Origin of the sequence: Shewanella sp. SM74 (genome assembly GCF_025653725.1) — a bacterium.
Lineage (GTDB): Bacteria > Pseudomonadota > Gammaproteobacteria > Enterobacterales > Shewanellaceae > Shewanella > Shewanella oncorhynchi.
In genome coordinates this window covers 165,085-187,656 of the sequence record NZ_JAKKRZ010000006.1, presented here as the reverse complement: position 1 = coordinate 187,656, position 22,572 = coordinate 165,085, and the positions used below count along the sequence as shown (strand labels likewise).

Genomic DNA, 22,572 nt, shown 5'->3' with positions numbered 1-22,572 from the left:
TAAGAGTGCGAATTTAGCAGCGATTTTTAGCTTTAGATCCCTTGCCAACTTATCTTTGACGCTTGTCTAAGAAGATAACTGCCGCTACACTGCGCCGATGAAATCTACAGCCTCCTTCGCTACACGTATCATCTCTTGGTACGACAATCACGGTCGTAAAACTCTCCCTTGGCAGCAAGATAAAACCCCATATCGCGTATGGGTTTCTGAAATCATGCTGCAACAAACTCAGGTTGCGACTGTTATTCCCTATTATCTTAAATTTATGGCGCGTTTCCCCGATGTGTTAGCACTTGCTAACGCGCCAGACGATGAGGTGTTGCATCATTGGACCGGCCTTGGCTATTACGCTAGGGCGCGTAATCTGCATAAAGCAGCCAAAATAATCCGCGATGATTATCAGGGATTATTTCCAACACATTTTGAACAAGTGCTCGCCCTACCTGGCATCGGCCGCTCGACTGCAGGCGCAGTATTGTCATTGTCACTTGGGCAACATCACCCCATTCTCGATGGCAACGTAAAACGTGTATTAGCAAGACATGGGGCAATCGCAGGTTGGCCAGGGCAAAAGACGGTTGAAGAGCAACTTTGGCAACTGACGGATGCCTTCACACCGCAGCAAGATATTCAGAAATATAATCAAGCCATGATGGATATCGGCGCCAGTATTTGCACTCGTAGCAAACCTAACTGTGCCGCTTGCCCTGTAGCGATTGATTGCAAAGCTCAACTGATTGGCAGACAAACCGATTTCCCTGGCAAAAAGCCTAAAAAAACCATACCAACCAAAGCGGCGTGGATGTTAGTGATGATGCAAGACAACCAAGTCTTTCTAGCTAAACGTCCGCCAGCGGGAATTTGGGGCGGGCTCTGGTGTTTCCCTGAATTCGCTACCCAAGCTGCCCTTGAAACTCATCTTGAAGAGCAAGGGTTTGATGCGCAGCAACTCGAATGGTTAACTGGCTTTAGGCACACATTTAGCCACTTTCATTTAGATATTCAGCCCATGATGCTTAACTTAGATAAAACTCACGGCGATAAAACCCTCGGCAATAAACAGAGCGTGGGTGCTGTCATGGAACAAAACCAGTCTCTCTGGTATAACATAAGTCATCCTTCCAAAGTGGGACTCGCCGCCGCCACCGAGCGCGTGCTAGCCAATTTGGGATCACTCGTTCAATCCGCAGTCAGTAAGGAATAATCATGGCGCGTACAGTCAATTGCGTATATTTAAATAAAGAAGCCGACGGCCTAGACTTTCAACTGTATCCAGGTGATTTAGGTAAGCGCATTTTTGATAACATCAGCAAAGAAGCTTGGGGCCTATGGCAAAAAAAGCAAACCATGCTGATCAACGAGAAAAAACTCAACATGATGAATGTTGATGATCGTAAATTTCTTGAAGAACAAATGACCTCTTTCCTATTTGAAGGTAAAGAAGTAGAAATTGAAGGTTTTGTACCAGAAAAAGACCAAGATTAATTCTGGTCGTTAGTCGGCTCTAAGTATAAAGCTTACAAAAAAGCGCCTTTCGGCGCTTTTTGTTCATCTAAATGACAGAATAAAGAGTTACTTACGAACGCCTTCAACCACTAGATCTAACTCAACATGGCTAGATGCTGGACCTAAATCCATCTTGATACCGAAATCTTTCATCGCAAAGGTGGTTGTGCCCGTAAAACCGGCACGGTAGCCACCCCAAGGATCCTGACCTTCACCCACAGCATGGGCCTTAATCGCTAATGGTTTAGTCACACCATTTAAAGTTAAGTTGCCGTTAATCACTAAATCGCCATTTCCTTTGTCTTCTACCGAAGTAGATGCAAAGGTCGCTTTAGCGAATTTGCCAGTATTAAGGAAATCTTCACCGCGAATATGTTTATCACGCTCAGCATGGTTTGAATCGACACTTAATGTATTCACAGTGACATTCACTTTCATCGCAGCTGGTTTAGCCGCATCGTAGCTAAAATCGCCGCTAAAATCATTAAAACGCCCCACCACATAGCTATAACCTAAGTGATTAACTTTAAATGTAATAGAAGCGTGAGCGCCTTCATGATCAATCACATAGTCAGCCGCTGAAGCCGCCACAGGAGCCAATAGAGATACACCAATCAGTGCGCTTAACAGTTGCTTTTTCATTGTATTATCCTCGTTTAAATTTAATCATTCTAAGTAGGGTGGCATCTTTATCGATAAAGTGATGTTTTAATGCGCCCGCGGCGTGAATAACGACCAGCGCGATCAAACTGTAAGCCGCATATTGGTGAATATCACCCGCGATATCAGCTTGGTTTTCAAACAAAAGTCCCAATCCTGGTAGTTCAAACCAATCAAACACCCAGATACCACGGCCATCTGCGGTTGAGATTAAAATGCCAGCAGTCATGATGACAAAGAGCAAGATATAAATAATAAAATGCGCCAAATGTGCGGCCGTCTTTTCCCACGGTTTATGACTCGCCTCAGGTACTGGCTTGGGATTAACTAAGCGCCATACCAAACGAAATATTGTCGCCGCCAATAACAGAATCCCAATACTTTTATGTAGATGCGGCGCAGTCTTGTACCAAGTACTGTAGTAGGTTAACTCCACCATCCACACACCGACTGCAAATAACCCAATCACGACGAACGCACTCAACCAATGGGTCACAATGGCGGTAATTCCATAAGCAAACTGACTATTTCGAAACATACTGCGACTCCGTACTCGCGTTTTCTTCATGCTATCCATGAAATAATATTCATTATCATAAATCTAAATTTAAAAACTAAAATCAGTAAAAATCGCTTATATCTTTCTAAATTTTAGAAAGTAAGCCAAAAATCATGATCTGTAAGCACAACGCTATAGTAAACATCAGTATCCCTCTGACTTGAAAACTACAGTCAACGAATGAAATTGAGCTGAATTCGCAAAATAAGAGATAAAAAACACTCAAGATGTGCATTAAACAGCCGAACGAGTGATTTATCAGGAAAAAGCACTTGCAGAGGTCAAACACCCTAGCTAATATAGCCCCACTTCGAACGATACGGCTTAGCCAACAAATTCAAAGTAGTTAACTAACGCTTAGTTTAGTTGCCCGAATAGCTCAGTCGGTAGAGCAGAGGATTGAAAATCCTCGTGTCCCTGGTTCGATTCCGGGTTCGGGCACCATTATTCTGTAGTAAAAATTAGCAGTAAAGATTTAAGCCGGCATAGCTCAGTTGGTAGAGCAACTGACTTGTAATCAGTAGGTCCCGAGTTCGACTCTTGGTGCCGGCACCATATAAAACAATGAAACCACTCAATGAGTGGTTTTTTTGTATCTGAAATTTGAATAATAACCAACAAAGTCTGTGGTCAATCGCAACTGACTTACTCTTGATAATACCAGTAGGGCCCGAGTTCGACTCTTGGTGCCGGCACCATATAAAACAATGAAGCCACTCAATGAGTGGCTTTTTTGTATCTGAAATTTGAATAATAACTAATAAAGTCTGTGGTCAATCGCAACTGACTTACTCTTGATAATATCAGTAGGTCCCGAGTTCGACTCTTGGTGCCGCCGGCACTATATAAAACAATGAAGCCACTCGCTTACTCTTAGTTGCTCCGCTTCCATCAATCAAAGCTCAACAATACCCACTGCGCTCCACAGCTCCTTGCTTGCAACAAATGAGCTTAAACCTTAATTTTTCTCTCCAAAATAGAAGATAAATAAATGAGGAAGTTAGGATAAACAGCCAAAAGGAACACCTACTGGCGTTAAAGTGCTGAAACTTTCAGCGGTAAAATAAGGGTAAAACGAAAGAATCAAATAAATAAGCGCATTTTGTTTAATAGTTAATCAGTCACTTAAAAAGGGCTTGCACAGCTAAAGCGAGCACTATATTATACGCGCACTTCGAACGAACAAGGTCTTCACGACTTAGTTCAGAGTAGTTAACTAACGCTTAGTTTAGTTGCCCGAATAGCTCAGTCGGTAGAGCAGAGGATTGAAAATCCTCGTGTCCCTGGTTCGATTCCGGGTTCGGGCACCACCTTTAAGGTAATGAATTCGATTGGGTTTATTACTGTGCTTTACGCCGGCATAGCTCAGTTGGTAGAGCAACTGACTTGTAATCAGTAGGTCCCGAGTTCGACTCTTGGTGCCGGCACCATATCAACAATGAAGCCACTCAGTGAGTGGCTTTTTTGTATCTGTTTTTTGTATCTGAAATTTGAAGTGTTCAGTACAAAGCGCAACTGACTTACTCTCGATAATTTCAGCAGGTCCCGAGTTCGACTCTTGGTGCCGGCACCATATAAACAACGAAGCCACTCAATGAGTGGCTTTTTTGTATATGAAATTTGAATCGTTTCAAAGCAAAACACAACTGACTTTCCTCAATAATAACGATAGCGCCCTCAATACTGGCACAATAAGCGCTCAAATTGAGCGTTAAGATAATTTATTGACTTCACGCAACAGACAATCACTTCATCCTTTACCCCTATAAATGATAGTTTTATATTCGCCACATAAAAAAGCCACTCATTATTGAGTGGCTTTGCGTTCTTATACAAACTATCTAGTTCCAAATGACTCAATCGTGCTTATTTGATGAGCTCGAGTGGCATAGGCCTATCACCTGCTTGAACTTGATGTTGAACATGGCGCCACCCTTGAGTGAGCTCACTTAGATGTGCTTTTCTCTCGGGGAAATGTGTAGCAAGTTTTTCGATAACATCGATTTGCTTCTTACACAATAATGACCAACGATCTGCATTTGATAAGTACATGGCGTTTTCCTTAACTGAGGGGTTACTTTTCCTTAGCCAGTTAAGTCTAGGCTGGAATCATTTTATTGCCAATTCAAAATTGCGCGTTAGCGCACTGTTAAAACAACTAACTCGGGAGTATCTTGGTTCTATAAACATAAGATAGGAGGCGTTATGACAGCCGATATTTTCAAACTCATTTTTGTCGCTATTGGTATATTTCTCGTTTACAAACTGATATTTGGTGGCAAGAAAGGTCTGACTATTTTTGAAATGCATTTTAAAGATGGCCGTATGACTCAGCATAAGGGCAAGATCCCCGAACGATTCGAACGGGAATGTCGCCAAATCGCTAAAACCGAAAAACTGACTTGTACTGTTAGGGCTGAAAAATCAGGAGATGTACGCTTACATATTTCTGCCAACGTGAGTGACAATGTAAAGCAAAGGATTCGTAATCTGTTTCCGTTTGAATATTATGACAAAAAATCGATAGATAACAGTCGTCAAGCGGGTTAGTTCTTCGCCTCTCCCCTAACAACCTTAATACTTGCTATTGATAGTTAAGTATTGAGGTTGAAGTGAGTTCCTAAGGCATTTTCTTATTTAAACTTAACTGGATACCTAGGTTTTAGAAAATCGGATTCTAACTGACCGTCTTTTCTCGCATCTCGAATACGACGTTCATTATCTTGCACCATAGGATCGCTTGCGGGTTGATGAGGATCGACTTGTTTCTCAGAATGATCCTCAAACTTAAAGTCAAAAGATGAACAAGCAGTTAACGACAGACTTAAAAATACTCCCCATAAAACAACGTGTTTTTTCATCGACTACCCCCTATCTATTTAGACTTAGACTTAGACTTAAGCTCAGATTAATTAAATTTAAACAATTGGTTGCAATAACCTTACCCCCATATATCACTTATGCCACTAGCAAAAATGCCTAACTGCAACTTTGGTTTGACTTCAACACTTTAATGCAGAAAAAAGGGGGTTATTAGCCAAGCTATACTGTTTAAGCCAATTTAAGTCTTAATCAACAGAGTTAATCCAAGACAAGCTGGGGTAAGCCAACTTAACTAAAAATTGCTGAGACTATTTTTGAATAACTAAAGTGACTTTAGCAACTGTGATGCCAAACTTAATAATATCGCTCTGATTTATAATGGTATTATCATTCACTAAGAACATCCAATCGTCGAAATGAACTTGATATTCCTCACCATCCACAGGCAATAACATATCGTATTTCCAACGTAGCGCACTGCCGCTAGATTGGCCATCGGCAGTACCGATAATGTCACCTGCAGTTCCTGAGTATCGCCCTTCCCCTAGTGCCTTGATGCGCCACACACGAGTTTGAGTTTCACCATCATCATACACAAACCATTCATTAATGACTCCCTCACTTCCCTGCCAACTGGCTTCCATAATGACATTGAATTTGCGGATTACTTTGCCACTAAAATCTTGTACGACCCCAGAGGCTTTTAATGGCCCATTAAAAAATGACTCCAAAACCAATGTCGGATGAGTATCTTTATAATCAGTCACTTCCACCGATGAACAACTCGACAACAGCCCTATCATTATTAAACCTAAAAATAACTTTCGGCCGACAAGCCGTTTCAACAATCGCATGGTTTTTCTCCGAGTAATTGCGCCCGCAAATCAGGACGACTAGTAGCTTTCGATAACCAAATCGCTAAAAATGCCTCAGCAAAATTAGCATCATGGATAATGTCGAGTGGTTGATGATTAAAGAAAAACTGACTCGTTTGTCCATCTATCACCTTAAAACTTAAATGGTCGCCCTGCTTCACATCGGGCCAAGTCGCATTTAATGAACCCAACCAACGTTGGATATCATTTTCGGCAAACGCTAGATGCTTCCATTGATCTTTTGTCGCTTCGAGCAAATCCTCTGACTCAATATCTCGATAATATTCAATATCTAACAGCAGAGGATATTGCCCCTGTTGATAACGGCCATTTACCGTCATCAGTCTCGCCTTATACAAACTAAACCACAGCCAATCCATTTCCCCGCGGCCCACTTCCTGAAAAGTCTGCGTCACATCGGCGGCATCATTCAGTTCGATAGTAATATTTTCAAAATCAGGCGTTTTCGCCTCTAACGCTTTTAAAGGTGCGGCCAATAAACTAAGGGCCAATAGACTTAAGCAGCTTGAGTTCAAAAATGAAAAACCAAGATTTGGGCTACGATTACGAACTGACGACATGGGATCCCCCTTTTACTGCATAATGTCTTACAACTGGTACTTAACTAAAAACAGCATAATGACTTAACCGCGATCAATTCCTACAACTCAATAATTAACGCCCAAACACAGTAAAAGAACGCGCTTTAGTGCTTCGATTAAATCCATAGGGATTAGCAAGTTGGGTTAAAAATGGCAACAAGACTAGCCAAACCAAAAATAACACCACAGCAGAAATGACATTGCCATAGGGCAAACTCACGGCATTAAATTGTGCGCCAGCCAAATAGCTTAACCCGCCAAAAATGCCCCCGAGTAACGCCTGAAATATCAGCGGTAAAGGTCGCATAAAGGCCAAGCTATGATTCAGGGTCAAAGCAAAATGCAGCCACAGGCAACCAAGCCACCAAGGGAAAAGAGCAAACTCAAACACCCCTAAAACAGAGAGTACGGTATCGACGCCTATTCCTAAGGCTGCAACCTTTAGCATCAATAGCAAATCCACTTTGCGATACTCGGGCTTACCTAAGGAAGCTAGCAGGATAAAGTGAAATAATAACAAAGGGATAGTTAACAACAGTGAGGTGTTAAGCCAAAGTACACTAGACCACCACACAGCCTGAAAACTCAAGGCGTTATAGAGAATAAAGCCCTGATGTTTAAAAGGAACCCGAGAGTTAGCTAACATGGACTTCATCTTTGCCTCACTTTTATCTTGCTGCAAACAAAGCGGCTCATTCCAACGAAAATGGTTATTTCCACTAAAGTGACTGCTTAATCAAAACAGATTACATCGCATTAGGGCTATGGCTTGGGGGATGATGGCTAGCAATGCGATAGTCCGGACGCACAGCCACTAAATGCACAGTGCTTGTGGTACGTTCTAAAAATCCACCTTCACAATAACTTAGGTAAAATTTCCACATCCGAATAAAATCATCGCCATAACCTAAAGCTTGGATTTCGCCTATCGCATGATCAAAATTCTCATGCCAATGTTTTAAGGTTTTAGCGTAATCGAGCCCCATATCATTGAGCGACCAGACCACCATGTCCGTCTGTTTAGCAATGTGACCGACCATTTGGCTCACTGAGGGTAAGCAGCCACCGGGGAAAATATAACGCTGAATAAAATCCACACTTTTGCGATAACTGTCGTAACGTTGATCGGCAATCGTTATCGCCTGTAGCAGCATGCGCCCATTGGGTTTTAACAATGTTTCCAACTTTTTAAAGAAGCCTGGTAAATACTCATGCCCTACCGCTTCAATCATCTCGATAGAAACAACCCTGTCGTATTCTCCAGTGAGATTGCGATAGTCCTCTGTCAACAGCGTCACTTTATCGCTTAGCCCTTCGCGTTCGACACGGGCTTTGGTATAGGCATATTGCGCATCTGAAATCGTTGTTGTTGTAACGTGTACGCCATAATGCTTAGCCGCATAAATAGCCAGCGCGCCCCAGCCTGTACCAATCTCAAGCAAGGTTTGACCTGGCTGTAAATCGAGTCGTTCACAAATAGTCATCAGCTTAAACAACTGCGCTTCCTGCAAACTGGCTTCCTCATGTGGATAAAGCGCGCTGGAATACAACATTTCACGGTCGAGGAATTGCTCATACATAGCATTACCCAAATCATAGTGGGCGAGAATATTCCGCTTTGAGCCCTCTTGAGAATTGCGATTCAGCACATGCTTCACACGGTTTATCGTGCCAGTTAACCAAGAGAATTTGGCTTCAATCTTATCGAGTAAGGCTAAATTACGGGCAAACAGTTGTACGACTTTGGTGAGATCAGGGCTCGTCCAATGGCCTTGAATATAACCTTCACCCGCACCAATGGAGCCTGAAAGCATTATTTGACGATAAAAACTCGGGTGTTTAACCACAAGCGTAGCGTGCAAGTCGGTATGACTCTCACCAAAACGATAACTCTTGTCGCCCTCAACCAAGGTCAAGCAGCCATGTGGGAGACTTTCCAGCGCCTTAAGCAAGACTTTACGCGCAATACTGTCGGGCAGTTTCCCTGTGGTGACTGAGGTTTGCGAAGCCGTATTTTCCATGTTATTTCTCCATCTGAGCTGGATGCGGCACAAAGGGCACACGTTTAAAAAAGAGTTTTAGCGCTTGCCAATAAATCCCGAAGAAGATCTTGAGAGTCATAAAAGGGAAGCGAAACAAAAGCGTCCGTAAATTGGCCGCCGTGATCGGTTGGCGTTTCATCACTAAATTGGCATTAAACAGTTTTTTGCCATTCTCTTGCATCGACTTGTTTTCAATACCAATGTTTAAGTCTTCACTCGGCGCAGACACATGCCAGAGATAACGCATATCGAGAGTCATAAAGGGAGACACGTGAAACACTTTGTCAGAAGGTTTGGGCGCGGCTAAATCGACTAAATAGCAATGGCGCTGATCCCAAGGCGTGTTACTCACCTCGGCCAACATGTATAAAGGCGTTTGATCTTGATAACAAAAGTAGAAATTTACTGGGCTAAAATACACGCCAAAATGACGGATCTGACCCACAAACAAAACTCGATCGCACAGTTTATCTGCGCCTAACGCTGCCACTTGAGTCAATACGCGACTCTTGAGTGCAGCTGCGCTCGGATCGACAACAGCCACTTCACCGCTGTCATTGGATTTAGTCGTAAAAGAAGTTAAATAGTCTTTAGGATTGAATCTCAGTAAAGCGCGGCGCTGGCTGGCAAAAACTCGCCCCATGGCACTGATCTTATCGACTTCATCTAAATCAATCGCCAACAGCGCCATGGCATAACTAAAGCTATGTTTAATCGGTGTAAAACGGCTGTGGGATACAGTACCGTAATAAATACCGCTATTGAGCTCTGTCATATTTAGACCTGTCACATTTAAACCTGTCATAGGCTGACACCAAAATGGGCACACACATCAAGTGCACTGCGAACGCCATCTTCATGGAAACCATTGTGCCAATAGGCGCCAGCAAAATGGGTATGATTTTGCCCAGATATTTCCTCACGGCGGCCCTGAGCCTTAAGACTGGCTTCGTTAAACACTGGGTGGGCATAATTGAAGCGGCGTATCACTTTCGACTCATCAATCAACTCTGACTGATTCAAGGTGACACAAAAGGTCGGCGCATTGGCTGGCAACTGTTGCAGTATGTTCATGTTGTAAGTCACTGACGCTGGACGTTTTAGATTACCATCTAACCTATAATTCCAACTCGCCCAGGCTGCTTTTCGCTTAGGTAAAATACGCGTATCCATGTGCAGCACCACATCGTTATTCTGGTAGCTGAGATCGCCTAAAATGGCGCGTTCTGTTGGCGTAGGATCGTTTAACATCCGCAGTGCTTGGTCGCTGTGACAGGCTAAAATTACCTCATCAAATTCCAACCATTCACCGTGGACTTGTAACTTCACCCCATGGCCATGGCGCTCAATACCTGTCACGGGTGAGTTAAGGCGGATATTGTCTTTAAAGGGCGCAATAAGATCAGGAATATAGCTACGCGAGCCCCCCTTTAGCACATACCACTGGGGTCTATCACTGACATTTAATAAACCATGGTGCTGGAAGAAACGAATAAAAAACTTCAACGAAAACGCGCGCATATCTTCTATGCTCGAAGACCAAATCGCTGCGCCCATGGGCAAAATGTAATGCTCAGCGAAAAATGGTGAGAAGTGTTCATTGTCTAAATAATCACCTAAGTTACCTTCGGGATAAATATCCTGTTGATAGAGTGCCTTACAGCCTTTATTGAAGCGCAAAATTTCTTTTAAAAAGGCCCAAAAGCGTGGATTCAGGAGGTTACGCTTTTGGGCAAACAAACTACCTAAATTGTGGCCGTTGTATTCAAGCCCAGTCAGCGCATTGTGCACGCTAAAACTCATCTCAGTCGGTAATATGGTGACATTAAGGCGAGCCAATAAACGTTCAAATCGTGGATATGTTCTGTCATTAAACACGATGAAACCTGTGTCTATAGCGTAGGTTTGCCCTTGATGCTCCACATCGACTGTCGCCGTGTGGCCGCCGATATAGTCATTGGCCTCAAACACTGTAACCCTGTGCGACTCACTTAATAGATGGCCACAGGTTAATCCAGAAATGCCGGTGCCGATGATGGCGATATTTTTCATAAACTATTGTCCTTTAGCGGCTTGGCTTGAGTATCGTTTGCAATCATTTTTTGCCACACAAAGGCAGGTAAAAACGACATCAACTTCAATAGATAAGTAAAGCGTCGCGGAAAATGGATCTCGCGCTTGCCACCTTTCAGCCCATTACGTATCGCCTTAGAAGCGGTTTGTACACTCACTTGCATTGGCATAGAAAAATCATTTTTTGCGGTCAGTGGTGTCGCCACAAAACCAGGGCAAATCAAGCTCACGCCTATGTCGTTCTTGGCAAGATCGAGCGCAAGACTCGAGGCTAAATACTGCACGCCGGCTTTAGAGGCGCCGTAAGCTTCAGCGCGAGGGAAAGGTAAATAAATAGCGCTGGAACTCATTAAGCCAATACGTGAACCCCTTGGCATTAAAGGTAAAAATGCCCCGAGGCAATATCCCATTGCAATTAGATTGGTATGGATAACGCGCTCGAACAACACATCATCGAAAGCCTTAGCATCATCAATATATTCACAACTGCCCGCATTCAAAATGACCAAATCGAGCTGAGAATCTGTTTTCGCCAATAGCTCAGCTACATTTTGGCCAGCTTGTTGAACTTGGTCGCGCTGGGATATATCGAAGATAAACAACGTAGCACCGACTAGTTCATTCAAGGCTAACGACTCTAACCTTTCTTGCGATCGGCCACAGGCAATGACATGCCAACCTAAGGCTAAATAATCCTGAGCCAGTCGCAGCCCAATGCCTGAGCTTGCACCCGTAATCAGCACGGTATTTATTTTCAATGGCTTAACAGCGCTCATTATTTTGCCGCCCTATCTTTGAGCAAACGGATAAGCCCGCCCATGCAAGGCAAATGCTCGTACAACATTTGCCCTAAGTCGAAGTAATCCCTGTGAAAATAAATCTTGTCGTCGAACTTAAGTTGACTCATGCCGTCAACACGGATAAGTTCGCCTTTATTCAACTTAGGGTGGCAATATTGCATCTGCCAAAACAGCGCGGCTTGGTTCGCATCCTGCTGCACTTCTTTGATCTCAAACTGAATATGCTTAACATTCTTATATAACTTCGCGAAGTACTGAGTTAACGACGCTAGCCCTGTGATTTGATGCATAGGATCGGTAAAACTAATACTGTCGTCGTAAACCCGACCTAACAGATGCAAGTTATCTTTATTCAAAGCTTGATAAAGCTGAATAAAATCATCAACAAGCGTATTAGTCTCAGTCGTCGCTTGGTTTATCATCTTGTTATTGCTCCTGATCCTATTTATTGGGCCGTGGCCTTTTTCAATACGCCTAATACGGTTAATGCCCTTGCTCTTGCTGCACTGTGCTCGACAATCGCACTTGGATAAGCCGTTTTAGTGTTGAATAACGGCGGTTCAAACAAGGACGGTGTCTGCGCTGTACTGGGTTGATGTAATTGCTTAATTCCCCAAGATGCGAGCTCTGGTAAATACTTACGGATAAAGCTGCCATCTGGATCAAACTTTTCACTCTGGCTTATAGGATTAAAAATACGGAAATAAGGCTGAGCATCGCAGCCACAACCCGCAGACCACTGCCAGCCGCCATTATTCGCGGCTAAGTCACCATCAATCAGTTTTTGGCGGAAATAGCGCTCGCCCCAGCGCCAGTCAATCAGCAGATGTTTAGTCAGGAAACTCGCCACCACCATACGCAGCCGATTGTGCATCCAACCCGTTTGATTGAGTTGGCGCATAGCCGCATCCACAATCGGATAGCCAGTACGACCTTCACACCAAGCAGCAAACTCCTGCGGGTTATTACGCCACTGCACATGGTCGGCTTGACGATTGAAATTGTGATTCTTAGATAAATCGGGAAATGCCACCAGCAAATGACGGTAAAACTCACGCCAAGTAAGCTCATTTAACCAAGTACGAGCAGGGCTAGTGTCGTCGACAATCACCTCAGGGAATTGATGCAGTAGCGCGGCAACGCATTGTCTTGGGCTCACCACACCAATGGCAAGATAAGGTGAAATTGAGCTAGTACCATCAATGGCGGGGAAATCCCTATCTTGCTTATAATCCTGCACTTTCTGCTGAATAAATGCCGAGAGCAAACGCTTTGCCTGCCCTTCTCCCGCAGCCCAAAGTTCACTCGACACTTTAGTGACATTGTTAAACAAAAGCGGCTTTGGCTCGGCCAACACAGGTCCAAGTGGCGCCGGAACAGGAAGCGGCAAAATGGCATAGCGGGCGGCAATTTCTCGCCACTTACGGCTAAAAGGAGTGAAAACCTTGTACATGTCGCCGGACAAATTCAGCACAGTGCCCGGCTTAAGCAAACAATGCTCATCGGTTAACACCAGAGGAATCCCCGATTGAATACAGGCTTGGTCGCGCTGTTGCTCGTTAATCTCAGGCTCGCGACCAGCAAACACTCGACCAATCCCCAGTTGCTGGCAATAGTGACCGATAAACTCAGGTACATCAGCAAAGGTATCTAACTGAATTAACTCGAATCCAATACCAAGACTCGCCAGTCCTTGGGCAAGTAAATTGATATGACGTTCGATAAAATCCAACTGAATGGGCGCAACGTCATGGCGCTGCCACTGAGCTGGCGTAGCAATGTAAATGGCCTTAAGTGCCACGCCATTCTCCCGCGCCCAATCGCAAGCGGCGGTTAATGCCTGATTATCGGCAAGGCGTAAATCTTGGCGAAACCACATCAGCGCATTATTGCCCTGCACTTTTATTGGAATTGAATCTATTGGCATTGAATCGTTAGCTAATGTCATTGTTTTTCTCGCTATTTATCTGCTCGCTTTGATTCACGGTATTCATCTTTCCACTGTACTTAAGGCTTCTATTCACCTTCCCCGCTAAACGAGATGACATTTTTCCAATCAAGTCCGTCGTCGAAGACGCCAAAAAAGCAGATAAAGAGCTTAACGTTGGCGCAAAAGGACCCATAAACCAGCATGGGAAAGTCATTTGTTCCAATACAGTCAGCATTTCAGTCTGTTCAGAACCCGAATGATTTGAGTCGGGAATAAGCAAAAGTGCATCGACGTTAAGCCTGCCTCGCAGCAAAGGTAAACTGCCCATGGCTTGCTCGCCAAGATCAATAACCGATACCCGCAGCGACGCTAACTCGAGCGATAGAAGTAGAGAAAACAAAATGTTAGTGCGGGTGGAATTAAGCGAGGTATGTACCCCACGGGATAGACTCACCACAGCGATTCTCGCCGTCACGGCCTGTCCATTAAAGGCATGACGTCCACCCACTCGGTTAAGTAACTCGCTCTTTAACCAAGCAATAATTAACTCGGCATCAAGCCGCTCATTCACTAAGTCCTCGAGTTGATTAAGCCAAGGTTGTAGCAACTTTTCTTTCACCAATTGGAAAGGATATAAGCCAAATGCATCATCTAATATCTGCTGTAATTTGTGCTGATTGAAATCGAATAATGCCGTATTGAGCGCAGTGACTTGCTCGCACCATAAATCAATGGCTTGAGTTTGAACTATTTCTGTAAATGAAGATTTAGCAGCACTCATCAGCAAAGGTTTAACCTTACTGATCGCAACACCTTTAGCTAGCCATGCATTAATCTCATGGATTTCTTGGATATTTTCGCTCGTATATAATCTGTGTCCCTTGGGTGTACGTGCAGGGATCACTAAACCAAAACGGCGCTGCCATGCCCTTAAGGTCACGGCATTCACGCCCGTTAAGGCCGACACTTCACCGATGGGGAGTAATATCTCACCATTGGGTTCTGTGTGGGCCGTGTTCTCTATAGTTTGTTTCATATTTCAGTAATAACTCACTAAATCAAAAGCTAAAATCAACTGAATGCGATTAGATAAACGTTAATAGGCATAGCGCAGCTTTAACGCCTCAGGATGAGGGTTTAAGTACACTTGCTCTTCAATATAAGGTGTTGGAAATTCGCGTAAATAATGGTTAATGAGCGTGATAGGTACTAATAACGGCAATAGACCTTGGCGATATTTCATAATCGCTTCAGACAGTTCTATCTTTTGCTCTTTGCTCAAATGCTTTTTAAAGTAACCCTGAATATGCTGCAGCGTACTGGTATGATTTTTACGGGTCGCATTAATTTTCAGCGCCGTCATAAAGCCTTCAAAGTAGCGGGTCGCGCTTTGCTCAAGATCCTCAATATTGGCCACTATCGGCCCAAGCTCGCGATACCATGTCGGGCTGTGTGCCATTAATAGGTATTTATAGCGGGAATGAAACTTCACTAACTTATGCTTAGTCAGCCCTTCATGTTTCATCAGGTGCCAATCGTGATAGGCATAAACGCGGGTGAAAAAGTTCTCCCGCAGCACCATGTCATGCAAGCGGCCTTCTTCTTCCACGGGCAATAGTGGATACCGTTCCATCAACTTGCGAGCAAATACACCAATGCCAGACTTAGAACCATTGTTAGTGCCAATTTTATACTCTTTTACCCGCTCCATGCCGCAGGTTGGCGACTTAGCGCAAAGTAAGTATCCTCCGAGGAAATCGAGCTCTTCAACCTTGTTTTCGCTGTATTCATTGAGCTTATCGGTCACATCTAAGCTACCGTCACCACTCTGAACTAAGATGGTTTCCCCATCACGGACTAGTCGGATACTTTTACGGGGCGCACCTAAGCCAATCGCTATTTCTGGACAGATAGGCACATAATCGAAAAATTGCTTAATCTCTTGATTACAATAGGTCGAATTTTTATGTCCGCCATCAAAACGAACCTTCTCCCCCAATAGACAAGCGCTGATCCCAATCTGAATTCGCTGCGGGTTAAACTTGTACATAAGTAGACTCCTTGTATCACTATGCCTTTAATTACGGACCATAGTTGTACAAGGATCAAGTTTTTGTATAAATATTTTTTAAAAGTATCGTTTAACAGTGACTCCTGATAAATCAACCACAAATAAACCTAACTTGGCCTATAACTTGCTAATTCAAATTGCAAAGTTGTCATCAGATAATATTGAAACGTCCAGCAACACCCATTAGTTAACCGCTCAACATTTTAAACCGCTGGTGGCCAAGGGACAGATTCATATATAAAGGAGTCGGATATGAGCACAATTAACCCTAATAGTTATACCAATACCTTTGCGAAAAGTTATGCCAATGTGCCACTCAAGCAAGTCGAGCCGAGCACAAATGGCCTAGGAACTCGTGCAAATTCAATGACGGCGACGAATCTAACATCATCAATAAGCCAAGATACTGTAACGCTCTCCTCTGCAGCATCGGTAACGACTGCCGATACCTATAGCCATCTGGCCCCTAACGCTAAACAAGGCTACACGGGTAATCTGCAAGCCATTGCAGGCACGCCTGAACCAGACAAAAGCATCAACAGGTTGGACAAAGCCATGCAGGCTATTTTAGATAACCGTACAGGAGTCGATAGGGATAAAATTAATAAGATAGATGAAGAAATGGCGAAGGTTGCAGCCGATGAAAATCTATCTGAAGAACAAAAAGCCAAGCAACTAGAATTACTGCAAGCGCAAAAATTGGATCTGATTAAAGAATCATCGGAGAAAAATGAAGAGCGGCAACGTCGTATCGAGCCCGAGGTGTATTACAGCTAACGAAGAAATGACCCGCAAAGGAAAAAGTAGGCAGTGAAGGAAGTAACAGGTGGGATACAGAGTGTATTTTCTCGGTGAAATATCAGTCTAATCATTTGAAGCTAGACTGATATTTTATAATGTCGCTCAATCCGTTACTAAAGACACCGACGCTTAGGATTGTTTTTCTACCTTATTAATACTGCCCTTATACCCAGTTTCGTCGACGGCCTTAAGCAAACTATCTAGATTAAAATTCTCTGGCACAGTCACTATTGCTTGCTCCGTTTTTAACGAAGCTTTGGCCTTAATCACCCCATCGGTTTTACGCAGGGCTTTATTCACGACAGTGACACACAGCGGACAAGTCATGCCCTTAACATCTAAGGTGACCAGCACGTTTGCCGCCCAGCTCGACGCTGAACACAGACTTAAGGCGAGAAATAACACTAACTTCATTCAAGCATCTCTAATAACCAAGGTAATACAAAAGGATATGACTGAAATACCAGCACAACAGGTACAGTTAACCAGTACAGCCACAGCATCTGAGTACGACTCAACGTCGCGGTACACAGTGGCTTTTTAGCAAAATAGAGCCGCCAAAATCCCATCAGAATCAGCCCAGTCGACAGTATCAACATGGGCACTTGCAGCCAGCTCAGTTGCTCAATCCCCGACAGACTTGCGGCCGACACCCCGAACACCAGATAAATAAGCGGTGCAATACAGCATAGGCTTGAAACAACCGCAGCAACCACTGCGGCGGCCATAGTCGCGAAGAGGCCCTTAGCGTTGTTCGGTTGACTGGTAGTCATAGGCAAACACTTTAGGCTCATAATAGTTCACGGGATCGCCATCAACTTCGGCATACGGGTAGCCAAAATTATTCAGTGGTGTCTGTTCGGCTGTAGGGAATAAATCAAAGTCGCGGCCATAGTTAAAGCCAACCCAGTTCATTTCCCAATTGCCAAAGAGGTAATCATTCACGGCCTGAACTGCGAGATCGCTGTGTTCTTTTTTCTCCGTCAAACGCATTTTTGTCACATCGGCAGGATCGGCCGGCAACCAACCATAACCCGCTAAATAGAACATAGCGCGACAATGTTGACCACCACTGACATCGGCAACCCCTTTGTCATCGGCACTACCAAAGGCCTTTTTAGAGTATTCGCCCATCTTGATCGCCTGACCTAAGCGAATCCCAAACATCTCACGGGCAGGGATCCCCACTGCGCGCATTAACGCCACAAATACTGAGTTAATATCGGTACACTTACCGCCTAACTTGCCACTTTCGAGGATACTTGCTACATCACCCGTACCACAACCAATCACGCTATTATCGCGGAACATATTAGCGCTAACCCAAAGATAAATCAGTCGTGCTTGCTTCAGTGGTTCAGTCTCGCTGCCAACGATCTTATCTGCTGTTTGCTTCACAATACCATTAATCGGCATGTGTTTAGTCGGCAGCAAATAACGTTCAACATCTGCAGGATAATGTATCTGCTCTGGGGTGCGGTAATGGGTTAAGGCGCCGCTTTTAACGGGTTCCCAATCTATCGTTTCAATATCAAGCTCAACCGTTATTGTCATGTTCGCTTTGGCATCGGGCCAAGTCGCAAACAGGGTTTTGGCACCATAACTGTTGTTTGAGCTGATATAGGCGTCTTTAAAACTGCCCGTAAAATTCAGCTGACTCACCAATTGGAATTGCGTGTCTTCGGGCAAAGGGATCCACAACTTAACCACACCCTCAGACCCTTCTGGGGCAACAAGATGGTAAGTGTTGGTTAAGATAAAACGGCGGCGTCCATCGCTTGAGCTATGTTCAACGACACTCGGTTTAGAGGAAGATGCCAGTACCGGCGTGATAAAACCCGCAGTCGACAAAATAGCCGCACTTTTTAAAAAATTGCGTCTTTGCATTATGACATTCCTTTTATTGGATCATGTTTAGGAAGAAGAGAAACTCAACATAAGAGAGCAAGATTATAGGTGCTATAGCACTGTGCAGCAATCAAGCCGCTAACCATACAGTATAAAACCACTACATCGGAGAAAAAGACTCAGTAAAATATGCTACAGCGCTGGCATACACATGAAAATGGAATAAATATCGACGTTGACTTAACAAGCATAATCAATGATAGATTTAGAGCATTTTTATGTAAAAAAACAATTTTAGTTTAATAAAAAAGTATCAATTACGTTATTTTTATAATCTAAAGGCTAAGTAACAACCATATTTAGCTTTGGCTAATGTTGTTAATAAAGATAATTATCTCACCACTTTTCACTCAAGCTTTGAGTCTCTCATTTAGCAAAATCAGTAATATTCTTTGGCAAATTTTCGAAACAGTTTTCAGGGAGATCACAGTCTCACCTGAACAGTTTAATGGGTATGGCTGAGTAATCATTCCAAATTTAGAATATTGAACTTACAGTTTTGACTTAAGTTAGCTCGAATTACCTAACGCTTTTTACTCATAAAATATCAAACTTATCTTTCAAAATGGGAGCCAGACCACCATGTTGCAAAAATGTTTAATAAAAGTTTGCGTATGTTTGTACCTGTTCTAGGCTTAAAAACGAATATACTCACTTAAAGGGCTTTTTTATGAAACATAAGCTTTCATTAGGTCTTTGCTCACTTTTGCTCAGCTCCACCGCTTATGCAGAAGTCAACATTTCAGGTTTTGCTTCAGTTGTTGCTGGTCAAGTTCTCGAAGGTTCGGGCGTTGCAGAGTTTGATTTAGGACCCACCTTTCTCGCCGACTATCCACTCGTTGGTGCCTATGATGAAGATATTAGTTTCAAACCCGATACCTTATTTGGTATTCAATTCTCAGCGGATTTGCTCGAAGGTTTATCTGCCACTGCACAGGTTGTTTCCCGCGGGGCTGATGACTTTTCGGCAAGTTTTGAATGGGCTTATCTGTCCTATGAGATCAATGATCATTGGACAGTACAAGGAGGTAAGAAACGCTTACCGCTCTACTATTACAGTGACTTTTTTGATGTGGGATATGCTTATCCTTGGATACGTCCACCCGCAGATAATTACACATGGCAAATATTTAACTACACAGGTGTCAGCGCCTTATATAACTATTTAATTGGCGACTGGACTATGTCTGGACAAGTTTATTACGGTAGCGAAGATAGCGAACCTAATAAGCTTTTATCTGATTTTTTCTTCCTCGAAAATACCCGAGAAGTATGGAAGGATATAGGCGGTATTGTTGTTCAATTCAATAAAGATTGGTTAGATATTCGCCTCACGCATATGCAATACACTAACGAACGTTATATTGGTGGTATTCAGCAGGAATGGAATGGTAGCAACCAACGTACGGGTAAGTTTTATGGCCTATCCGTTAATATAGATTATGAGAATTTCCTTTTTTTATCTGAGCTTAACCGCTTAGATCTCGATGGGAGTAATCTAGATACTTATCTTCTCTCGTTCGGCTATCGTATCGATTCAGTGATGCCTTACATTTCCTATTCAGACTTCAATGATGGTGAAGGCGGTGAAGTTCACCATACAAGTTCTGCAGGTATACGTTGGGATTTCCATCCTTCGGCGGCCTTTAAAATTCAGTATGATGACGTTAAAGATGACGGTGGCCCAGGCATGAAAGTCGCAGGGGATTCGAAATCCATCAGTCTTGGCATTGACTTAGTATTTTAGGAGAGAGAAATGAATAAGTTACTTTGCTTAATCCTACTCAGCTTAGTCTCAATGCCACTATTTGCTGGTGTGGTTGTCATCGTTCATCCCAGTAATGCTGACACTGTCGACCAAAAGGTTATTGAAAATATTTTTCTAGGGAAAACAAAGACCTTTCCTGGTGGAGCGCAGGCCGTGCCAGTCAATCTTGACAGTGCTATGCCCTTAAGGGAAACCTTTGATACTAAAGTGCTGGGCAAGTCATCCAGCCAACTTAAGTCATATTGGTCACAAAAAGTATTTACAGGTAAAGGAACGCCACCCAAGGAAGTCACTAGTGGGGCGGAGATGATAAAATTAGTTGCATCGAACCCCAATATTATTGGCTATATTGATAGTAGTGAGGCCAATGATTCGGTAAAAGTTATTGCCGAGTTTTAGATTGGAGTGCCGAGCTCAAGCTCGGCACAACTTGGGGGCAAGGGATGAATTTCTTTAATGATATTTCTATTTTTAAAAAAGTTATCGCGATATTTATTTTAGCTGTCATCATTTTCGCTTTAAACTTAAGCATTAGTGTCATCTCCATAAATAAAAATCGCACCACACTTAATTATATGGAGCAGCAAGTTTACCAAAGAGTTGAACTCGCCAATCAAAACGTGTTTTTTATCCAACGACTCGATGAACTTTACACTCAATCGGTTTCTTTTGCCGACGAAGACCTGTTAACGAATGCAGGTACTATGTATGAATCTCTACGTAAAAACCTACAACAATTAGATAGTGTCGATCCCTCGCAAGCCAATAAACTCAGTAATCTATCCGCTAAATTAACCCGCTATAACGACATGACGATTAAGCTGGCTAAAGGCATGTTGGCGGGTACGATTGATATGGCAAACATTGGCCAGATCAGCCAAGAAAAATCCCAAGCCTATGAAGCTGTACTTAATGAAATACAAGATTACAAACAAAGCAAAGTACTCGAATTTAAACAATCGATAAAAGAAGCTGGCGACAGATCTGCGCAAAGTTTGTGGCTCACCCTCTCCATCGGCATCGCTTTGCTGATCGTGATGTTGATTGTCACTATTGCCATTGCACGTGCTATCAGCTCATCTGCGCGTAATGTCGCCCAGTCACTGAGTGAGCTGGCCGATGGAAAAGGCGATCTTAGTCATCAGCTCAAAGTATCTGGTAGTGATGAACTCGGCCAAGTATCAAGTAACTTCAATCGATTTCTTCGCTTGCTCGGAGATTCTATTCGAAGGGTGGTGAATGTTACCGATCCCTTGCTTGATAGCTCGCGCTCACTGAAACAGCGCATGGAAGATGCGACGCATGCCACCCAGCGGCAAAGCCATGATGCCAGCGCAGTACAAGTCTCAATGGAAGACATGCGTCACTCTGTCATCGAAATCTCACAAAATGCCCGCCAAGCCGCCAGTGCAGCACAGGTCGCGGAGAAAGAAGCGATGCAAGGTATGACAGTCGTTCAGCGCACAATCGATATTTCACAGCAATTAAATACAGGAATTCAGGCGGCTTCTAACTCGATCAACGAGCTCGCCAGAGATACTGAAAATGTCACTTCTATCTTAAATGTGATTACCTCTATTGCCGAGCAAACCAACCTGTTGGCACTTAATGCCGCCATCGAAGCCGCCCGCGCGGGTGAGCAAGGACGAGGCTTTGCCGTAGTCGCTGATGAGGTCCGCGCTCTCGCCTCTAAAACAGCCGATGCAACCACTGAAATTCGTCATGTGTTACAAAACCTTAAAACGGCGGCCATTTCCTCGGTCAATACCATGAATGTGGCGATGTCGAAGTCATCGGAAAATGAAACCAATGCTCAAAATACAGGGAGTGCACTGAAATCAATTCAACAGCAGATTGTCAGTATCAATAGTATGAATACTCACATCGCCTCGGCAACGGAGGAGCAAGCCTCGGTCGCTTCTCAAGTGGTCGATAACGTCGTCAATATGAACGCTTCATTTGAACAGACATTGCAAATTCTGTCGCAGGTTCGCAATGTTTCTGAGGGATTAGTCGATTTTGCCGATGAACTAAAAAACGCCACATCTCAATTCAAACTTTGACCATAGAGCATTATCGAGATAATTGCTCAACACAGAAAGCCAGTATTGAGTTTACACTTAATACCGGTTTTTTAATTCCTTAAAGCTTATC

General features: G+C 43.6%; 25 protein-coding genes and 4 tRNA genes. 11 read left to right on the top strand and 18 right to left on the bottom strand.

Annotated features, from left to right (window positions below):
- Positions 1-97 precede the first annotated feature (97 nt).
- Both mutY and L5M49_RS08715 read left to right on the top strand, forming a co-directional pair.
- Positions 98-1,204: an A/G-specific adenine glycosylase gene (mutY, locus tag L5M49_RS08720; protein WP_263265852.1), complete on the top strand. Its 1,107-nt coding sequence runs from the start codon at positions 98-100 to the stop codon at positions 1,202-1,204.
- Between the two features lie 2 nt (positions 1,205-1,206).
- The gene (locus tag L5M49_RS08715; RefSeq protein ID WP_006082532.1) at positions 1,207-1,485 is read left to right on the top strand and encodes an oxidative damage protection protein; all 279 of its coding nucleotides are present in this window, start codon (positions 1,207-1,209) and stop codon (positions 1,483-1,485) included.
- An 87-nt stretch (positions 1,486-1,572) separates the two neighbouring features.
- Here L5M49_RS08715 and L5M49_RS08710 read toward each other — a convergent pair whose 3' ends face one another.
- On the bottom strand, positions 1,573-2,148 hold the full coding sequence (locus tag L5M49_RS08710) for a YceI family protein (RefSeq protein ID WP_263265851.1): 576 nt from the start codon (positions 2,146-2,148) through the stop codon (positions 1,573-1,575).
- A 4-nt stretch (positions 2,149-2,152) separates the two neighbouring features.
- The gene (locus L5M49_RS08705) at positions 2,153-2,704 is read right to left on the bottom strand and encodes a cytochrome b (protein ID WP_263265850.1); all 552 of its coding nucleotides are present in this window, start codon (positions 2,702-2,704) and stop codon (positions 2,153-2,155) included.
- A gap of 389 nt (positions 2,705-3,093) precedes the next feature.
- On the opposite strand from L5M49_RS08705, the gene L5M49_RS08700 reads away from it, so the two are divergent.
- The 4 genes from L5M49_RS08700 (at position 3,094) to L5M49_RS08685 (ending at position 4,155) form a co-directional block, all read left to right on the top strand.
- Positions 3,094-3,169, top strand: a tRNA-Phe gene (locus tag L5M49_RS08700).
- 35 nt (positions 3,170-3,204) lie between these two features.
- Positions 3,205-3,280 (top strand) — tRNA-Thr (locus L5M49_RS08695).
- 679 nt (positions 3,281-3,959) lie between these two features.
- Positions 3,960-4,035, top strand: a tRNA-Phe gene (locus L5M49_RS08690).
- 44 nt (positions 4,036-4,079) lie between these two features.
- A tRNA-Thr gene (locus L5M49_RS08685) sits at positions 4,080-4,155 on the top strand.
- 436 nt (positions 4,156-4,591) lie between these two features.
- Here the strand turns inward: L5M49_RS08685 and L5M49_RS08680 are convergent.
- Positions 4,592-4,777 (bottom strand): hypothetical protein, encoded by a 186-nt coding sequence (locus L5M49_RS08680; protein WP_105251863.1) that lies wholly within the window; start codon positions 4,775-4,777, stop codon positions 4,592-4,594.
- A 153-nt stretch (positions 4,778-4,930) separates the two neighbouring features.
- Between L5M49_RS08680 and L5M49_RS08675 the strand changes: the two genes are divergently transcribed.
- Complete coding sequence (locus tag L5M49_RS08675; protein WP_105251862.1) at positions 4,931-5,275, top strand: DUF3634 family protein; 345 nt, start codon at positions 4,931-4,933, stop codon at positions 5,273-5,275.
- An 83-nt stretch (positions 5,276-5,358) separates the two neighbouring features.
- Here L5M49_RS08675 and L5M49_RS08670 read toward each other — a convergent pair whose 3' ends face one another.
- The 12 genes from L5M49_RS08670 to L5M49_RS08615 form a co-directional block, all read right to left on the bottom strand.
- On the bottom strand, positions 5,359-5,586 hold the full coding sequence (locus L5M49_RS08670) for a hypothetical protein (protein ID WP_113939410.1): 228 nt from the start codon (positions 5,584-5,586) through the stop codon (positions 5,359-5,361).
- 270 nt (positions 5,587-5,856) lie between these two features.
- Positions 5,857-6,402, bottom strand: coding sequence for a DUF3833 domain-containing protein (locus L5M49_RS08665; protein ID WP_105251860.1), 546 nt, complete (start codon positions 6,400-6,402; stop codon positions 5,857-5,859).
- Positions 6,390-7,004 (bottom strand): chalcone isomerase family protein, encoded by a 615-nt coding sequence (locus L5M49_RS08660; RefSeq protein WP_173497576.1) that lies wholly within the window; start codon positions 7,002-7,004, stop codon positions 6,390-6,392. The genes L5M49_RS08665 and L5M49_RS08660 overlap by 13 nt, the downstream gene beginning before the upstream one ends.
- 94 nt (positions 7,005-7,098) lie before the next feature.
- Positions 7,099-7,680: a DUF2878 domain-containing protein gene (locus L5M49_RS08655; protein WP_173497575.1), complete on the bottom strand. Its 582-nt coding sequence runs from the start codon at positions 7,678-7,680 to the stop codon at positions 7,099-7,101.
- 91 nt (positions 7,681-7,771) lie between these two features.
- Positions 7,772-9,046 carry an SAM-dependent methyltransferase gene (locus L5M49_RS08650; protein ID WP_173497574.1) on the bottom strand — a complete coding sequence of 425 codons (1,275 nt, stop codon included), beginning with the start codon at positions 9,044-9,046 and terminating at the stop codon, positions 7,772-7,774.
- A gap of 1 nt (position 9,047) precedes the next feature.
- Entirely contained in the window at positions 9,048-9,872 is an 825-nt protein-coding gene (locus L5M49_RS08645) for a DUF1365 domain-containing protein (protein WP_198573741.1), read from the bottom strand.
- Positions 9,869-11,119 carry an NAD(P)/FAD-dependent oxidoreductase gene (locus L5M49_RS08640; protein ID WP_263265849.1) on the bottom strand — a complete coding sequence of 417 codons (1,251 nt, stop codon included), beginning with the start codon at positions 11,117-11,119 and terminating at the stop codon, positions 9,869-9,871. The genes L5M49_RS08645 and L5M49_RS08640 overlap by 4 nt, the downstream gene beginning before the upstream one ends.
- The gene (locus L5M49_RS08635; RefSeq protein ID WP_173497571.1) at positions 11,116-11,916 is read right to left on the bottom strand and encodes an SDR family NAD(P)-dependent oxidoreductase; all 801 of its coding nucleotides are present in this window, start codon (positions 11,914-11,916) and stop codon (positions 11,116-11,118) included. Before L5M49_RS08635 ends, L5M49_RS08640 begins: the two co-directional genes overlap by 4 nt.
- On the bottom strand, positions 11,916-12,362 hold the full coding sequence (locus L5M49_RS08630) for a nuclear transport factor 2 family protein (RefSeq protein WP_173243599.1): 447 nt from the start codon (positions 12,360-12,362) through the stop codon (positions 11,916-11,918). Before L5M49_RS08630 ends, L5M49_RS08635 begins: the two co-directional genes overlap by 1 nt.
- A gap of 23 nt (positions 12,363-12,385) precedes the next feature.
- Positions 12,386-13,888, bottom strand: coding sequence for a deoxyribodipyrimidine photo-lyase (gene phrB, locus L5M49_RS08625; RefSeq protein ID WP_263235786.1), 1,503 nt, complete (start codon positions 13,886-13,888; stop codon positions 12,386-12,388).
- Positions 13,875-14,906 (bottom strand): MerR family transcriptional regulator, encoded by a 1,032-nt coding sequence (locus L5M49_RS08620; protein ID WP_198573744.1) that lies wholly within the window; start codon positions 14,904-14,906, stop codon positions 13,875-13,877. Before L5M49_RS08620 ends, phrB begins: the two co-directional genes overlap by 14 nt.
- Before the next feature lie 60 nt (positions 14,907-14,966).
- Positions 14,967-15,920: a YbgA family protein gene (locus tag L5M49_RS08615; RefSeq protein ID WP_263265848.1), complete on the bottom strand. Its 954-nt coding sequence runs from the start codon at positions 15,918-15,920 to the stop codon at positions 14,967-14,969.
- A 273-nt stretch (positions 15,921-16,193) separates the two neighbouring features.
- Here L5M49_RS08615 and L5M49_RS08610 point away from each other — a divergent pair, with 273 nt between their 5' ends.
- The gene (locus L5M49_RS08610; protein WP_131523634.1) at positions 16,194-16,718 is read left to right on the top strand and encodes a hypothetical protein; all 525 of its coding nucleotides are present in this window, start codon (positions 16,194-16,196) and stop codon (positions 16,716-16,718) included.
- Positions 16,719-16,871: 153 nt separating this feature from the next.
- On the opposite strand, the gene L5M49_RS08605 is transcribed toward L5M49_RS08610, so the two are convergent.
- The 3 genes from L5M49_RS08605 to L5M49_RS08595 are packed head-to-tail and all read right to left on the bottom strand — an operon-like array spanning position 16,872 to position 18,629.
- Positions 16,872-17,156, bottom strand: coding sequence for a heavy-metal-associated domain-containing protein (locus tag L5M49_RS08605; RefSeq protein ID WP_263265847.1), 285 nt, complete (start codon positions 17,154-17,156; stop codon positions 16,872-16,874).
- Positions 17,153-17,470 carry a hypothetical protein gene (locus L5M49_RS08600; protein WP_317630117.1) on the bottom strand — a complete coding sequence of 106 codons (318 nt, stop codon included), beginning with the start codon at positions 17,468-17,470 and terminating at the stop codon, positions 17,153-17,155. The genes L5M49_RS08605 and L5M49_RS08600 overlap by 4 nt, the downstream gene beginning before the upstream one ends.
- 16 nt (positions 17,471-17,486) lie before the next feature.
- On the bottom strand, positions 17,487-18,629 hold the full coding sequence (locus tag L5M49_RS08595) for a transglutaminase-like domain-containing protein (RefSeq protein WP_263265845.1): 1,143 nt from the start codon (positions 18,627-18,629) through the stop codon (positions 17,487-17,489).
- Positions 18,630-19,320: 691 nt separating this feature from the next.
- Between L5M49_RS08595 and L5M49_RS08590 the strand changes: the two genes are divergently transcribed.
- Genes L5M49_RS08590 through L5M49_RS08580 form a run of 3 tightly spaced genes read left to right on the top strand, consistent with a single transcriptional unit; the run spans position 19,321 to position 22,481 of the window.
- Positions 19,321-20,397 carry a porin gene (locus L5M49_RS08590; protein ID WP_168823015.1) on the top strand — a complete coding sequence of 359 codons (1,077 nt, stop codon included), beginning with the start codon at positions 19,321-19,323 and terminating at the stop codon, positions 20,395-20,397.
- A gap of 9 nt (positions 20,398-20,406) precedes the next feature.
- Positions 20,407-20,817, top strand: coding sequence for a phosphate ABC transporter substrate-binding protein (locus L5M49_RS08585; protein ID WP_105251847.1), 411 nt, complete (start codon positions 20,407-20,409; stop codon positions 20,815-20,817).
- A 44-nt stretch (positions 20,818-20,861) separates the two neighbouring features.
- The gene (locus tag L5M49_RS08580) at positions 20,862-22,481 is read left to right on the top strand and encodes a methyl-accepting chemotaxis protein (protein ID WP_168823013.1); all 1,620 of its coding nucleotides are present in this window, start codon (positions 20,862-20,864) and stop codon (positions 22,479-22,481) included.
- Positions 22,482-22,572: the final 91 nt, after the last annotated feature.

Coding starts and splice junctions, on each gene's coding strand:
- mutY (WP_263265852.1), top strand. CDS start 98: ATGAAATCTACAGCCTCCTTCGCTACACGTATCATCTCTTGGTACGAC.
- L5M49_RS08715 (WP_006082532.1), top strand. CDS start 1,207: ATGGCGCGTACAGTCAATTGCGTATATTTAAATAAAGAAGCCGACGGC.
- L5M49_RS08710 (WP_263265851.1), bottom strand. CDS start 2,148: ATGAAAAAGCAACTGTTAAGCGCACTGATTGGTGTATCTCTATTGGCT.
- L5M49_RS08705 (WP_263265850.1), bottom strand. CDS start 2,704: ATGTTTCGAAATAGTCAGTTTGCTTATGGAATTACCGCCATTGTGACC.
- L5M49_RS08680 (WP_105251863.1), bottom strand. CDS start 4,777: ATGTACTTATCAAATGCAGATCGTTGGTCATTATTGTGTAAGAAGCAA.
- L5M49_RS08675 (WP_105251862.1), top strand. CDS start 4,931: ATGACAGCCGATATTTTCAAACTCATTTTTGTCGCTATTGGTATATTT.
- L5M49_RS08670 (WP_113939410.1), bottom strand. CDS start 5,586: ATGAAAAAACACGTTGTTTTATGGGGAGTATTTTTAAGTCTGTCGTTA.
- L5M49_RS08665 (WP_105251860.1), bottom strand. CDS start 6,402: ATGCGATTGTTGAAACGGCTTGTCGGCCGAAAGTTATTTTTAGGTTTA.
- L5M49_RS08660 (WP_173497576.1), bottom strand. CDS start 7,004: ATGTCGTCAGTTCGTAATCGTAGCCCAAATCTTGGTTTTTCATTTTTG.
- L5M49_RS08655 (WP_173497575.1), bottom strand. CDS start 7,680: ATGAAGTCCATGTTAGCTAACTCTCGGGTTCCTTTTAAACATCAGGGC.
- L5M49_RS08650 (WP_173497574.1), bottom strand. CDS start 9,046: ATGGAAAATACGGCTTCGCAAACCTCAGTCACCACAGGGAAACTGCCC.
- L5M49_RS08645 (WP_198573741.1), bottom strand. CDS start 9,872: ATGACAGGTTTAAATGTGACAGGTCTAAATATGACAGAGCTCAATAGC.
- L5M49_RS08640 (WP_263265849.1), bottom strand. CDS start 11,119: ATGAAAAATATCGCCATCATCGGCACCGGCATTTCTGGATTAACCTGT.
- L5M49_RS08635 (WP_173497571.1), bottom strand. CDS start 11,916: ATGAGCGCTGTTAAGCCATTGAAAATAAATACCGTGCTGATTACGGGT.
- L5M49_RS08630 (WP_173243599.1), bottom strand. CDS start 12,362: ATGATAAACCAAGCGACGACTGAGACTAATACGCTTGTTGATGATTTT.
- phrB (WP_263235786.1), bottom strand. CDS start 13,888: ATGACATTAGCTAACGATTCAATGCCAATAGATTCAATTCCAATAAAA.
- L5M49_RS08620 (WP_198573744.1), bottom strand. CDS start 14,906: ATGAAACAAACTATAGAGAACACGGCCCACACAGAACCCAATGGTGAG.
- L5M49_RS08615 (WP_263265848.1), bottom strand. CDS start 15,920: ATGTACAAGTTTAACCCGCAGCGAATTCAGATTGGGATCAGCGCTTGT.
- L5M49_RS08610 (WP_131523634.1), top strand. CDS start 16,194: ATGAGCACAATTAACCCTAATAGTTATACCAATACCTTTGCGAAAAGT.
- L5M49_RS08605 (WP_263265847.1), bottom strand. CDS start 17,156: ATGAAGTTAGTGTTATTTCTCGCCTTAAGTCTGTGTTCAGCGTCGAGC.
- L5M49_RS08600 (WP_317630117.1), bottom strand. CDS start 17,470: ATGGCCGCCGCAGTGGTTGCTGCGGTTGTTTCAAGCCTATGCTGTATT.
- L5M49_RS08595 (WP_263265845.1), bottom strand. CDS start 18,629: ATGCAAAGACGCAATTTTTTAAAAAGTGCGGCTATTTTGTCGACTGCG.
- L5M49_RS08590 (WP_168823015.1), top strand. CDS start 19,321: ATGAAACATAAGCTTTCATTAGGTCTTTGCTCACTTTTGCTCAGCTCC.
- L5M49_RS08585 (WP_105251847.1), top strand. CDS start 20,407: ATGAATAAGTTACTTTGCTTAATCCTACTCAGCTTAGTCTCAATGCCA.
- L5M49_RS08580 (WP_168823013.1), top strand. CDS start 20,862: ATGAATTTCTTTAATGATATTTCTATTTTTAAAAAAGTTATCGCGATA.